This window comes from Gryllotalpicola koreensis, from assembly GCF_039538185.1.
In the GTDB taxonomy this organism is placed as follows: domain Bacteria; phylum Actinomycetota; class Actinomycetes; order Actinomycetales; family Microbacteriaceae; genus Gryllotalpicola; species Gryllotalpicola koreensis.
In genome coordinates this window covers 188,673-201,174 of record NZ_BAABBW010000001.1, presented here as the reverse complement: position 1 = coordinate 201,174, position 12,502 = coordinate 188,673, and the positions used below count along the sequence as shown (strand labels likewise).

Here is a 12,502-nt window from a genome sequence, read left to right as displayed (position 1 = left end):
GAGCGGGCCGAGCTTCGCTCGGCCAAGACCGGCGCGACAATCAGCTCAGCACCATCGGGCGGTCGTAGTCCTCGTCCTCGGCGTCGACGGAGAGGTCGACGACCACGGGCACGTGGTCGGAGGGGGCGTCGCCCTTGCGCTCGTCACGATGGATCGCGGCATCCGTCACCAACTCCGCGAATGCCGGCGAGCCCATGATGAAGTCGATGCGCAGGCCCTCGTTGCGCGGGAAGCGCAGCTGCTTGTAGTCCCAGAAGGTGTAGCCCGTCGGCACCAGAGGCCGCACCACGTCGGTCAGCCCGACGGTCTCGAAGGCGGCGAAGGCGGCGCGCTCCTCTGGCGAGATGTGCGTCGAGATCCCCGGCACGAACGACGGGTCGCCGACGTCAGAGTCGAGCGGCGCGACGTTCCAGTCGCCCATCAGCGCGAGCGGCAGCGTCGGCTCGTCGGCGAGCCACTGCCGGGTGTCGTCGGCGAGCACACGCAGCCAGTCGAGCTTGTAGGCGAGGTGCGGGTCGCCGAGCGCGCGCCCGTTGGGCACGTACAGGGACCAGAGACGGATGCCGTTCACGGTGACCCCCAGCGCGCGGGCCTCCTGCGGCAGATCGGGGCCGTCGACCCCCTTGAGGAAGCCGGGCTGGCCGGGGAATCCGATCTCCACATCGTCGAGCGGGAGCCGCGAGGCGAACGCGACCCCGTTCCACTGATTGAGGCCGTGGATCGCGAGCTCATAGCCCGCCTCTTCGAACGCCTCGCGGGGGAACTGCTCGGGCTTGCACTTGATCTCCTGCATGGCGAGCACGTCGATGTCCTCACGCAGCAGCCAGTCGATGACACGGCCATAGCGGGTGCGGATCGAGTTGACGTTCCAGGTCGCGACGCGCATAGCTTCAGCCTATTTGGCAGACTGGTGGGCATGCCGGGGGGACAGCGCAGTCGACGCGGGCGCGGGTTCGCCTACTGGCTTTTCCTGGCGATCGGATGCCTGATCGTGGTCGTCGTCGGCGGGCTGGTCTACGTCCACTTCGCTCCTGACCAGCTGGCCCATGTGATTCCGACTCCGTCATACTCAACGGGCCCCGGCGGCCTGTACGACCCGGGCGCGACGCTCGAGCCGAACCCGCCGGTGACGCACGCGCCGTAGCTGCCGCACGCGAGAGTGCCCGGATGGCGCAGCTGCGCCCGGCGTAGCGGCAACAGTTGTGCCGATCGGGCGCACCCGCGTGACAACCGGGCGCAGTTGCGGCAGGGCGGCGGGTGAGAATGGTGCGCATGGGAAACCTGCCCGCCCCGATCCTGCTCGCACTGTGCCGCGTCGAGAAGCTGCTGCCCGATGCGGGCTCGGTGGGCGTGACCGCCATCGACAAGCGACCGGTCGGGGAAGCGCTCACGGTGAAGCCCTACGGCGTCTACGGCGACGTGCAGGCCGACCGCAAGAACCACGGCGGGCTGTTCCAGGCGGTGTACGCCTACGCGCAGGAGGACGCCGACTGGTGGGCGGGCGAGCTCGGCCGCGAGATCCCGCCCGGGCTGTTCGGCGAGAATCTGCGCACGCAGGGGCTCGAGGTCTCGAACGCCGAGATCGGCGAGCGCTGGCGCATCGGGGCGAAGCTCGTGCTCGAGGTGACCTCGCCCCGCACGCCGTGCGCCACCTTCCAGCGCTACGTCGATCAGCCGCAGTGGGTGAAGCGCTTCACGGAGGCGAACCGCACCGGAGCGTATTTCCGCGTGGTCGAGAACGGCGAGATCGCGGCGGGGGACGAGATCGAGGTGATCCACCGGCCGGGGCACGGCATCACGGTGAGCCGTTTCTTCGCGACGGGTCGCCGCGGCGAGGCCTACGACTTCGCGCGCACGCTCGTCGCACACCAGCCGGTCGAGACGCTGCACCCCGAGATCGCGGCGCTGGTGGGCGCGTGAGCACGGGGCTCACGATCGGCTACAGCGCCGCGCTCGAGCAGTTCGACCCGGCAGAGGCGGTCGCGCTCGCCGCATACGCCGAGAGCCACGGGTTCTCGGGCACGACGGCCACCGACCACTTTCAGCCGTGGGTGCCGCAGCAGGGCAACGCCTCGTACATCTGGAATGTGCTGACGGCCGTCGCCGAGCGCACGCGCGGCGACTTCGGGCCGGGCGTCACGACCCCGACGTTCCGCCATCACCCGGCGCTCGTGGCACAGGCGAGCGCGACGCTGGGGCTCATGTATCCGGGGCGGCACTGGCTCGGCATCGGCGCGGGCGAGGCGCTGAGCGAGCACGTCGTCGGGCAGTACTGGCCCGAGGCGCCGGAGCGCATCAACCGCATGTTCGAGGCGGTCGAGGTGATTCAGAAGCTGTTCGCGTCAGGCATCCGTCACAGAGATGTGAAACATGACGGGCGCTATTTCAAGCTCGAGTCGACCCGGCTGTGGTCGATGCCCGAGACCGCGCCCGAGATCCTGATCGCGACGGGCGGGCCGGTGACCGCGAAGCGCGCGGGCCGCGTCGCCGACGGGCTGATCACGACCGGTGCCCCTGTGGACAAGCTGGGATCGCTGCTCGAGCGCTTCGCCGAGGGGCGGCGTGAGTCGGGTCGGCCCGTCGGCACCGCGCCCAAGGTGCTGCAGCTGCACCTCTCGTGGGCGGCAACCGAGGAAGAGGCCGTGCGCAATGCGCTCACCGAGTGGCCGAACGGCGGCATGCGGTTCCCGAAGGCCGACCTGCGCAGCCCGTGGGAGTTCGAGCAGCTCGCCAAGATGGTGCGGCACGAGGACTTCGAGGGCCGCCTGCTGATCTCGGCCGACCCCGAGGTGCACCGCGCCGCGATCCAGCAGTACGCCGACCTCGGCTTCGACCGCATCTACCTGCACAACGTGGGTCGCAACCAGCGCGAGTGGATCGATGTGTTCGGCCGCGAGGTCCTTCCGAAGGTGGTGCGATGACGCTTCGAGACGCGCCTGACGGCGCTCCTCAGCGATCGGGGGGCGTCTCCGCGTGGGCACTCGACGGCATTCCCGAGATCGAGCCCGGCGCGGATCTCGCGCAGCTCATCGGCGACGCGATCGCGGGCGATGAGAACGGATGCCGCGACGGCGACATCCTCGTCGTGACGAGCAAGATCGTCTCGAAGGCCGAGGGGCGCATCGTCGAGGCATCCGATCGGGAACAGGCCATCACCGCCGAGACCGTGCGCGTCGTCGCGACCCGCGCCTATGAAGGCGGGGTCACCCGCATCGTCGAGAACCGGCTCGGCATCGTCGGCGCGGCGGCCGGCGTCGACGCCTCGAACACCGCCGAGGGCACGGTGCTGCTGCTGCCTGTCGACCCCGACGCCTCAGCGCGCGCGCTCGCCGCGGCCCTGCGCGCGCGCTTCAGGGTTCGGCTCGGCGTGATCGTCTCGGACACGCTCGGCCGCGCATGGCGCATCGGCCAGACCGACATCGCGATCGGCGCGGCGGGCGTGCACGTCGTCGACGACCTGCGCGGGTCGACGGATTCCCAGGGCCGGCCGCTCGCCGTCACGGTGCCGGTCGTCGCCGACGAGCTCGCGGGGCTCGGCGACCTGGTGAAGGGGAAGGCGTCCGGGCGGCCGGTCGCGGTCGTGCGCGGCATGGAGCGGCTCGTGACCGACGAGGTCGACACCCCGGGGGCGCGCACGCTGCCGCGCACCGGGCCCACGGACATGTTCCGGCTCGGGACGGACGAGGCGTATGCGGCGGGGTACGCCGATGGCGTCGCCGCCTCCGACGGTCGAGTAGCGTCGCAGGCGCGTATCCCTGGGTCGAGTAGCGGCGAAGCCGCGTATCGAGACCAGACCCTTCCCGCGCCGGCAGAGGGTCTCGATACGGCCGCTTCGCGGCCTACTCGACCATCGGGGGCCGCGTGAGCTGGCGCGTCGTCATTCCCTTCAAGGGCGCGCCGAGCTCGAAGTCGCGCCTCGCCGTGCGCTTCGACGACCTGGCGCGGCACGCCCTCGCGCTCGCCTTCCTGCAGGACGTCGTCGCCGCGGTACGCGCCACCCCGGAGGTCGCCGGCGTCACGCTGGTCTCGAGCGAGCCGGGGCTCGGCGCGCTGTTCGCGGACGCCCCCGACCTCGCCCCGGTCGCGATCACACCCGACCCGCGCCACGGGCTGAACGGCGCGATCGCGCACGGAATCAGAGCGGCGCGCGCCGCCGACTCCTCCGCGCACGTGGCCGTGCTGCTCGGCGACCTTCCCGAGCTCGCGGCGGGTGAGCTCGCCGATGCGCTGGGGGCTGCGGCCCGGCATCCGCTCGCCACCGTGACGGATGCCGCGGGCACCGGCACCTCGCTCATCACGCTCGCCCCCGGCGAGTTCGCCGAGCCGCAGTTCGGCGCGAGCTCGGCGGCGGCGCACGCGGCGGCCGGCTTCGTGCGACTCGACGTGGCCGCCGAGTCGGGCCTGCGCCGCGACGTGGACGCCCCCGATGACGTCGACCGCATCGAGCGCCCCGGGCGCCACACGGCAGCCGTGCTCTCGGGCCTAAACGCCGGTCTGTGACGGGCTGTTACACGCCGCGCGGCAGTCGAGCGTCGCTCGTTGTTAGCTACAGACAACCACCAAGCGCCTTCCCGAGATCAAGGGACCCCACAATCATGAGCAGCATCATCCGACGCGCCGGCGTCGCCTCCATCGCCGCCCTCGCGGCGGTCAGCCTTGCGGCCTGCGCCGGGAACTCGTCGTCCGGCGATTCCGGCTCCGGTAAGAAGAGCACCGTGTACTTCGGCGTCTCGTCAGCGACGACGGGCCAGTACGCCCAGTACGGCGAGCAGTTCAAGGAGGCGTTCGACCTCGCCGTCGAGCAGGTCAACGCCAAGGGCGGCATCAACGGCCACCCCGTCGCGCTCAAGTACGAGGACTCGCAGTCCGACCCGAAGCAGTCGGTGCCCGTCGCCCAGAAGTTCGTCGGCGATAAGAGCATCTCGCTCGTCTTCGGCGACTACTCCTCGGCCGCATCCATCCCCGCTTCGCCGATCTACACGGCGGGCAAGCTGCTGCAGTACGGCTTCAACAACTCGAACCCCGACTTCACCGCGAAGGGCAGCGAGTACCAGTGGTCGACCTCGATCACGACCGCCGACACCTACAAGTGGACCGCCGACTACATCAAGAAGCAGGGCGTCGACTCGGTCGGCGTCGCCTACCTGAACACCGCAGACTGGGGCATCCCCGCCTACCAGGCGTTCAAGGACGAGGCGAAGAAGGTCGGGCTCAAGATCACGGATGCCGAGGGCGTGCTCGACACCTCCGACGATTACAAGCCCTCGCTGCTCAAGGCGACCAAGGGCGACCCCGAGGCGTTCGTCGAGATCGGCTACGGGCCGGATGCCTCGAAGATCGTCACCCAGCTGCGCGCCATCGGCTACAAGGGCACCTTCTACGGCGGCCAGGACGAGGAGTCCTTCGACGGCAACCCCGACGCCGAGGGCTCGATCATCGGCACCGAGTTCCTCGAGACGAGCACCGACCCGCAGGTGAAGGCCTTCGTCGCGGCGTTCAAGAAGAAGTACCCGAAGGAGACCGACGTCACCTCGTTCGAGGCGGGCGCCTACGACGCGCTGAACGTCGCGGTCGCCGCGGCGAAGGCGGGCGGCACCTCGCGCGAAGGCATCCTCAAGGGCTTCAAGGAGATCAAGGACGTGCCGAGCGTCGTCTACGGCAAGATCACCTTCGACCCGTTGACGCGCCGGCCGGCCGGCCCGACCGAGACCCCCGTGATCCTCAAGGGCGGCAAATGGGTGCAGTACAACGGCTGAGCCGCTGTCGCTGATCACCGTCTGAACTGCGCTTCATGACCGACACTCTGATCGCCGGCCTGCTCCGAGGGAACGTCTACGCCCTCGGAGCGGTCGGCATCTCCCTCGTCTTCGGCGTGATGAACGTCGTCAACTTCGCCCAGTTCTCGTTCTTCGGGCTGGGCGCCATGCTCACCTGGTTCTTCGTCTCGCAGCTGCACTGGTCGTTCTGGCTCGTGCTGCCGCTCGTCGTGCTGATCTGCGCCGCGATCGGCCTCATCATCAACATCGCGGTGGTGCGGCCGCTCGCGAAGTTCGTGCCGCTCGCGGCGATGCTGTCGACCTACGCCGTCTCGCAGATCCTCGACAACGGCTCGCAGCTCGCCTTCGGCGCCAACTCGCGCGTCTTCCCGCGCGTGCTGCCGACCTCGAACTTCCACATCGGGGCGATGCGCTTCGGCACCTCCGACCTCGTGATGCTCGGCATCACGGCGGGCGTGATGATCGTGATGTCGGTGTTCCTCAAGTACGGGAAGATCGGCCGCGCGACCCGCGCCACCGCGCAGGACCAGGAGGCCGCCCTGCAGATGGGCATCCCGGTCGGGCTGATCCAGCACCTGTCCTTCGTGATCGCCTCGGGGCTCGGCGGCCTCGCCGGCATCTTCATGGCGCTGTACGTCGGCGTCGCGAACCCGGTCTCGGGGCTCAACACGGGGCTCGTCGCCTTCGTCGCGGCGACGCTCGGCGGGCTCGGCTCGCTGGTCGGCGGGGTGATCGGGGGCTTCGTGCTCGGCATCCTCGAGGCCTTCGGCATCTATTTCTTCGGCGACACGTCCGACCAGATCATCGTCTTCGTGATCCTGCTGATCGTGCTGATCGTGCGGCCGGGCGGGCTGTTCGGGAAGGTGCCGTTGATCTCGTCGGAGCCCTTGACGGGCACGTTCCTCGGGCGCGGGCGGCCGTTCCGGATTCCGCGCTGGGTGTGGCTCGCCGCCTTCGTCGTCGGCGCGGGCGTGATTCCGTTCGTCAGCAGCGACTACGTGCTCTCGACGGGCACGCAGGTGCTGATCTACGCGATCATCGGCGCGGGCTTCACGATCACGGCCGGGCAGTCGGGCGTCATGGCGCTGGGGCAGGCCGGGCCCATCGCGATCGGGGCGTATGCCTCGGCGCTGCTCACGCTGTACGTGCACATCCCCTTCTGGGTCGCGCTGCCGCTCGCGGGCCTGATCGCCGCGGTCATCGCCTCGGTGCTCGCCTCGCCGATCTGGGGGGTGAAGGGCCACTACATCTCGATCGCGACGCTCGGGCTGGGCCTCGTCGTGGTCGCGATCATCCAGCTCGTGGTGCCCTTGGGAGTGCAGGGGATTCCGTGGCCGAGCATCGCCGGACACCTGCTGTTCTCGGCCCGCGACTTCTACTTCATCGACTTCGGGGTGCTCGTCGTGACGCTGCTCGTGATGTGGCGGCTGCGCGACTCGCACCTCGGCCGCGTGATCTCGTCGGTCGGCTCGGACGAGGTGGCCGCGCTGGCATCCGGTGTCCGCGTGCGCGACTACAAGGCGCTCGCCTTCGCGGTGTCGGCGTTCTTCGCCGGTATCGGCGGCTCGCTGCTCGCGCACCAGTACACCTATATCGACACGACGATCTTCACGACGCTGATGTCGCTGCTCGTGGTCACGATCGTGATCATGGGCGGCGTCAACCTGCCCTACGGCGCGGTGGTCGGCGCGATCATCCTGATCGGCGGACTCGAGCTGCTGCGCTTCACCGATGAGCTGCGCATCATCGCGTACGGCCTCGTGCTGATCCTGGCCGTGCGCTTCCGGCCCGGCGGAATCCTGGTGAGGAACTCATGAGCGACGCCACCGCGCCGCAGGCGCAGACGGGCGGCGCGCTGCTCACGGTCGAGAAGCTCGAGCGGCACTTCGAGGGGCTCAAGGCGGTCGACGGCATCTCGTTCACCGTCGGGCCGCACGAGGTGGTCTCGATCATCGGGCCGAACGGCTCGGGGAAGACGACGACGCTGAACCTCGTCACGGGCACGATCCCGGCGAACGGCGGCACCATCACGCTCGACGGCGCCGACATCGGCCACGCCGACACTGCCCGCATCGCGGAGGACGGCGTCGCCCGCACCTTCCAGAACGGCCGCGTGTTCGCGACGCTCTCGGTCGCGGACAACATCGAGGTCGGCATCCACTCGACCCTGCGCGCCAGCCGCCCCTTCCGCCGGCTGTCGCGCATGTTCCTGCTGCGCTGGATCCCGCTGCTCGCCGAGCTGTACATCGCGATCATCGGCACGCCGGCATCGCGGCGCGAGCGGCGTGAGATCGACGCGACGATCTCGGCGGAGATCGAGCGATTCGAGGCGCGGCTCGGGCCGCGCCGCGACGACCCGGCCTACTCGCTGAGCTACGCCAACCGGCGCCGCACCGAGATCGCGCGGGCGCTCGCGCTGAAGCCCAAGCTGCTGGTGCTCGACGAGCCGACCGCGGGCATGAATCAGTCCGAGACGGCCGAGGTGCTGCGGCAGCTGCTCGAGCTGAAGGCCGAGGGGCAGGCGATCCTGCTCGTCGAGCACAAGCTCGACCTCGTGATGTCGGTCAGCGACCGGGTCATCGTGATGGACGGCGGGCGCATCATCGCCCAGGGGCGGCCGGAGCAGGTGCGCCGCGACCCCGCCGTGATCGAGGCATACCTCGGGCGGCGGCGCGGGCTCGGTGGGGAGGATCTCGTATGACGGATTCATCGGCCGAGGCATCCGTGCCCCTCCTCGAACTCGACGACGTGCACGTCTATTACGGGCCGTTCCACGCGCTGCGGGGCAACACGCTCACCGTCGGCGACGGCGAGATCGTCTCGCTGCTCGGCGGCAATGCGAGCGGCAAGTCGACGACGATGAAGACGATCCTGGGGCTCACGCGCGTGCGCTCGGGTTCCGTGCGCTTCGACGGCGCCGACATCACGCACGCGTCGACGCGCCGCCGCGTGACGGCGGGCATCGCGTCGGTGCCCGAGGCGCGGCGGGTGTTCCCGCAGCTGACGGTCGACGAGAACCTGCTCGCGGGCGCGTACACGCGCAGCGACAAGGCGGGCATCGCCGAGGACCTCGAGCGGATGCGCACGCACTTCCCGCGCCTCGCCGAACGGCGTCGGCAGGAGGCCGGCACGCTCTCGGGCGGCGAGCAGCAGATGCTGGCCTTCGCGCGTGCGCTCATGAGTCGGCCGCGGCTGATCTGCATGGACGAGCCCACCATGGGGCTCTCGCCCAAGCTCGTCGACCAGGTGCTCGACGAGATCGCCCGCATCAACACCGAGCTCGGCGTCGCCGTGCTCTTCGTCGAGCAGCAGGCCGAGCTCGCGCTCTCGATCGCCTCGCGCGGGTACGTGCTCGCGACGGGCGAGATCGTGCTGCAGGGCAGCGCCCGCGAGCTGCTCGACAACCCGGAGATCCAAGAGGCGTACCTCGGAAAGGCATCCCAGTAATGACAGGCCCCCGGCTCGGATTCTTCACCCGCCTGCTCGACGACGTCTCGCCGGTCGAGCGGTACCGGAACGCGATCGCGCAGTTCGTGCGGGCGGAGGAGCTCGGGTTCGACACCGCCTGGGTCGCGCAGCATCACTTCCACCGCGACGAGGGCGGTCTGCCGTCGCCGTTCGTGTTGCTCGCGCAGGCGGCGGCCCTGACGTCGCGCATCACGCTCGCGACGGGCATCGTGACCCTGCCGCTCGAGGCGCCGCTGCGCGTCGCCGAGGACGCCGCGGTGCTCTGGCTGCTGTCGGACGGGCGGCTCGAGGTGGGCATCGGCTCGGGCGGCACCTCGTCGTCGTTCCCGCCGTTCGGCCACGACCCCGCCGATCGGCCCGCGATCTACGCGGCGCACAAGTCGACCTTGCTGTCGGCGCTGCGGGGCGACGTGCTCACGAGCGACGGGGGCGCGTTGTACCCGCCGGCGCCCGCGCTCATCGACACCCTGTGGGAGGCGACGTTCTCGGCCGGCGGTGCCGCGCGCATCGGGTCGGAGGGCAATGGGCTGATGCTGTCGCGCACGCAGCCGCGGCGCTCGTATACCGGGGTCGGCTCGGCCGACGATCAGGTGGAGATCGTGGCCGCCCATGCCGCGGCGCTGCCTGCCGGGGTGCCCCAGCGGGTGATGGCCTCGCGCTCGGTGCTCGTGGTCGACACGGAGGAGGAGGCGGCCCGGTGGCGGGCGGTCGGCATCGCCAGGTCGCTGCGGGCGCTGGAGGCGCAGGGGGTCTCGGTGCCTGCGGGAACGCCCGAGCTCGAGCTCGCTGCCTATCTCGACCTGCACATCGGCACCGTCGACCAGGTGCTCGCCGGGCTCACCGCCGACCCGATCCTGCGCACGGCGAGCGACATCGTCTTCCAGCCGCACCCCGTCGACCCGCCGCACGAGGTCGTGCTGCGCTCGCTCGAGTTGATCGCGCGCGAGGTCGCGCCGGCTCTGGGCTGGTCACCCGCTTCTACGCCTACGGCGGTCGAGTAGCCGCCTCAGGCGGCGTATCGAGACCCACTTCTTGAAAGGAACCACATGCCCACCGACATCATCGACCAGCTGGTCGGCGTGAGCGAGGGCGACGCGCTCTTCGCGCTGCGCGAGCAGCGCCCCGACGCGAAGCGCAACGCCCAGGCGAGCTACGACGCGCTGTTCGCGGCCGACGAGCTCGAGCACGTCTCGCAGCTCGAGCGCCTCGCGGTCGCCTACTGGGCGGTCGCGCTGGCGCAGAGCCCGACGGCGGCGCACTACCGCGAGCTGCTGGCAGGTGCCTCGAGCGAGACGCTCGCCGCACTGGAATCCGCCCTGCCGGGCGCCGTGACCACAGGCCCCTACGGCGATTACCCGGAGGGGCCGCTCAGCGCCGAGAACGTCGACGGGCTGCACTGGGAGCCCTCGCCCGAGCTGGTCGACGCCCTCGGCATCCGTCTCGCCGCCGCGCTCGCGCACACCCACCTGCTGACGTATCGTCCGCGCGACTCGTCGGCCGACGCGCTGCAGGCGCTGCTCGACGCCGGCTGGTCGACGACCGGCATCGTCACGCTGTCGCAGCTCGTGTCGTTCCTCAACTTCCAGCTCCGCGTGGTCGCGGGGCTCACCGTCCTGAAGGGAGAGCTGTGATGTCGGAATCCGTCATCCGCCACGATTTCGAGCGCCCGAACGCGTTCACGCAGGCGCAGCTCGGCTGGGAGCCCTGGCTCGAGCCGGTGCCGGTCGACGAGCTGACGCCGCGGCAGTATGAAGGCCTCGTCGACAAGGGCCGCGCCAACAGCCCGTACTTCCGGCTGCTGGCACGCGACCCCGACATCCTCGGTGCGCGCACCCGCACGGACAACGACATCTTCTACAACGAGAAGGGCGGTCTGCCGCGCGCCCAGCGCGAGCTGTCGGCGGCCGCCGCGTCGCGGACGAACGGATGCCTGTTCTGCGCCTCCGTGCACTCGCGCTTTGCCGCGCAGAAGTCGAAGCGGCCCGAGGACGTGCAGCGGCTGCTCGACGGCGGCACCGCCGCGCCGCAGAATGACCCGCAGTGGCGCGCCGTGATCGACGCGTCGGTGGCGCTGACGGTGACGCCCGGCGAGTTCTCTGCGGAGCATGTGCAGCAGCTGCGGGATGCCGGGCTCGACGACCTCGCGATCGCCGACGCCATTCATGGGGCGGCGTTCTTCAACTGGGCGAACCGGCTGATGCTGTCGCTCGGGGAGCCGACGCCGCCGGCTGCGTGAGCCGCGCGCCTTTCGCGGGTACGCGGGGCGCCTCAGCCGACGGTGAGCACGAGCTTGCCGCGCGCCTGGACGGACTCGCCGACGCGGTGCGCCTCGGCGATGTCGGCGAGCGGGAAGGTCTGGATGCCGGGCACGGCGTAGCGGCCGTCGCCGATCAGCAGTGCGAGTTCGTCGAGCACGTAGAGCGCGCGGCCCGCATCGCCGCGGCTGAACCGCACGCCGGTGTCGCGGGCGCCGAGGAAGTCGGCGACCGTGATGACGTGGTCGGCTCCGCCGGCGAGCGCGATGAGCTCGGGCAGGATGCCGCTGCCGGCGACGTCCAGCGCGAGGTCGACGCCGTCGGGCGCGAGCTCGTGCACGCGCTGGCTGAGTCCGTCGCCGTAGACGACCGGCTCTGCGCCGAGCGAGCGCACGTAGTCCTGCTTCGCGGCGCTCGCCGTGCCGATCACGCGCGCGCCGCGGGCGACGGCGAGCTGCACGGCGGCGCTGCCGACGTTGCCGGAGGCCCCGCTGATCAGCAGGGTGAAGGGGCGGTTTGCGCTGGACCGGGCATCCGTGCGGCCCAGCCCGAGCTGGTCGAGGGCGCGGGCTGCGGTTTCGGCGGCCGCCGGAAGCGCCGCCGCGTCGGGGAAGTCGAGGCCGGCCGGGATCGGCGCGTACGACGACAGCACGGCGAGCTCGGCCTGCGCCGATCCGTCGGCGAATCCGTAGACGCGGTCGCCGAGTGCGGCATCCGTCACGCCCTCGCCCACCTCGTCGACGATGCCCGCCGCCTCGTAGCCGAGCGTCTGCGGCAGCTCGGGGTCCATCTCACCGCGGCGCTTCTTCCAGTCGCTCGCGTTGACGCCCGCCGCGCGCACGGCGATGCGCACCTCGCCCGGGCCGGGGTGCGGTTCCGGAAGCTCGACGAGCTGGAGGACTTCGGGCACGCCGAAGCGGGTGAACTGCGCTGCCTGCATAGGGGGAAGGCTAGCCGTCTGACACCGCCGAAACGGTCGCCACCTGCTGCGGCATCCGTTCT

14 protein-coding genes are annotated in these 12,502 nt (G+C 70.6%); 12 read left to right on the top strand and 2 right to left on the bottom strand.

Annotation, left to right across the window (positions count from 1 at the left end):
- Window positions 1–40: 40 nt before the first annotated feature.
- Window positions 41–886, bottom strand: a complete 846-nt coding sequence (locus ABD708_RS00905) for an exodeoxyribonuclease III (RefSeq protein ID WP_344751394.1) — start codon at window positions 884–886, stop codon at window positions 41–43.
- A gap of 30 nt (window positions 887–916) precedes the next feature.
- Between ABD708_RS00905 and ABD708_RS00900 the strand changes: the two genes are divergently transcribed.
- The 12 genes from ABD708_RS00900 to ABD708_RS00845 all read left to right on the top strand — a co-directional run bounded on the left by ABD708_RS00900 (window position 917) and on the right by ABD708_RS00845 (window position 11,481).
- Complete coding sequence (locus ABD708_RS00900; RefSeq protein ID WP_344751393.1) at window positions 917–1,144, top strand: hypothetical protein; 228 nt, start codon at window positions 917–919, stop codon at window positions 1,142–1,144.
- Between the two features lie 128 nt (window positions 1,145–1,272).
- Complete coding sequence (locus ABD708_RS00895; protein WP_344751392.1) at window positions 1,273–1,920, top strand: MOSC domain-containing protein; 648 nt, start codon at window positions 1,273–1,275, stop codon at window positions 1,918–1,920.
- Entirely contained in the window at window positions 1,917–2,921 is a 1,005-nt protein-coding gene (locus ABD708_RS00890) for a TIGR03557 family F420-dependent LLM class oxidoreductase (protein ID WP_344751391.1), read from the top strand. The genes ABD708_RS00895 and ABD708_RS00890 overlap by 4 nt, the downstream gene beginning before the upstream one ends.
- Window positions 2,918–3,865, top strand: a complete 948-nt coding sequence (gene cofE / locus ABD708_RS00885; protein ID WP_344751390.1) for a coenzyme F420-0:L-glutamate ligase — start codon at window positions 2,918–2,920, stop codon at window positions 3,863–3,865. Before ABD708_RS00890 ends, cofE begins: the two co-directional genes overlap by 4 nt.
- Window positions 3,862–4,500: a 2-phospho-L-lactate guanylyltransferase gene (gene cofC, locus ABD708_RS00880; RefSeq protein ID WP_344751389.1), complete on the top strand. Its 639-nt coding sequence runs from the start codon at window positions 3,862–3,864 to the stop codon at window positions 4,498–4,500. The genes cofE and cofC overlap by 4 nt, the downstream gene beginning before the upstream one ends.
- 95 nt (window positions 4,501–4,595) lie before the next feature.
- Window positions 4,596–5,756 (top strand): ABC transporter substrate-binding protein, encoded by a 1,161-nt coding sequence (locus ABD708_RS00875; RefSeq protein ID WP_344751388.1) that lies wholly within the window; start codon window positions 4,596–4,598, stop codon window positions 5,754–5,756.
- Between the two features lie 35 nt (window positions 5,757–5,791).
- Window positions 5,792–7,594 (top strand): ABC transporter permease, encoded by a 1,803-nt coding sequence (locus ABD708_RS00870; RefSeq protein WP_344751387.1) that lies wholly within the window; start codon window positions 5,792–5,794, stop codon window positions 7,592–7,594.
- Window positions 7,591–8,478 (top strand): ABC transporter ATP-binding protein, encoded by an 888-nt coding sequence (locus tag ABD708_RS00865; RefSeq protein ID WP_344751386.1) that lies wholly within the window; start codon window positions 7,591–7,593, stop codon window positions 8,476–8,478. The genes ABD708_RS00870 and ABD708_RS00865 overlap by 4 nt, the downstream gene beginning before the upstream one ends.
- The gene (locus ABD708_RS00860) at window positions 8,475–9,224 is read left to right on the top strand and encodes an ABC transporter ATP-binding protein (RefSeq protein WP_425553228.1); all 750 of its coding nucleotides are present in this window, start codon (window positions 8,475–8,477) and stop codon (window positions 9,222–9,224) included. Before ABD708_RS00865 ends, ABD708_RS00860 begins: the two co-directional genes overlap by 4 nt.
- The gene (locus tag ABD708_RS00855; protein WP_344751385.1) at window positions 9,224–10,246 is read left to right on the top strand and encodes a putative FMN-dependent luciferase-like monooxygenase; all 1,023 of its coding nucleotides are present in this window, start codon (window positions 9,224–9,226) and stop codon (window positions 10,244–10,246) included. Before ABD708_RS00860 ends, ABD708_RS00855 begins: the two co-directional genes overlap by 1 nt.
- Before the next feature lie 45 nt (window positions 10,247–10,291).
- Window positions 10,292–10,876: a CMD domain protein gene (locus ABD708_RS00850; RefSeq protein WP_344751384.1), complete on the top strand. Its 585-nt coding sequence runs from the start codon at window positions 10,292–10,294 to the stop codon at window positions 10,874–10,876.
- A complete protein-coding gene (locus tag ABD708_RS00845; RefSeq protein WP_344751383.1) occupies window positions 10,876–11,481 on the top strand; it encodes an alkylhydroperoxidase domain protein in 606 nt (201 codons plus the stop codon). Before ABD708_RS00850 ends, ABD708_RS00845 begins: the two co-directional genes overlap by 1 nt.
- 32 nt (window positions 11,482–11,513) lie before the next feature.
- Here ABD708_RS00845 and ABD708_RS00840 read toward each other — a convergent pair whose 3' ends face one another.
- The gene (locus ABD708_RS00840) at window positions 11,514–12,440 is read right to left on the bottom strand and encodes an NADP-dependent oxidoreductase (RefSeq protein WP_344751382.1); all 927 of its coding nucleotides are present in this window, start codon (window positions 12,438–12,440) and stop codon (window positions 11,514–11,516) included.
- Window positions 12,441–12,502: the final 62 nt, after the last annotated feature.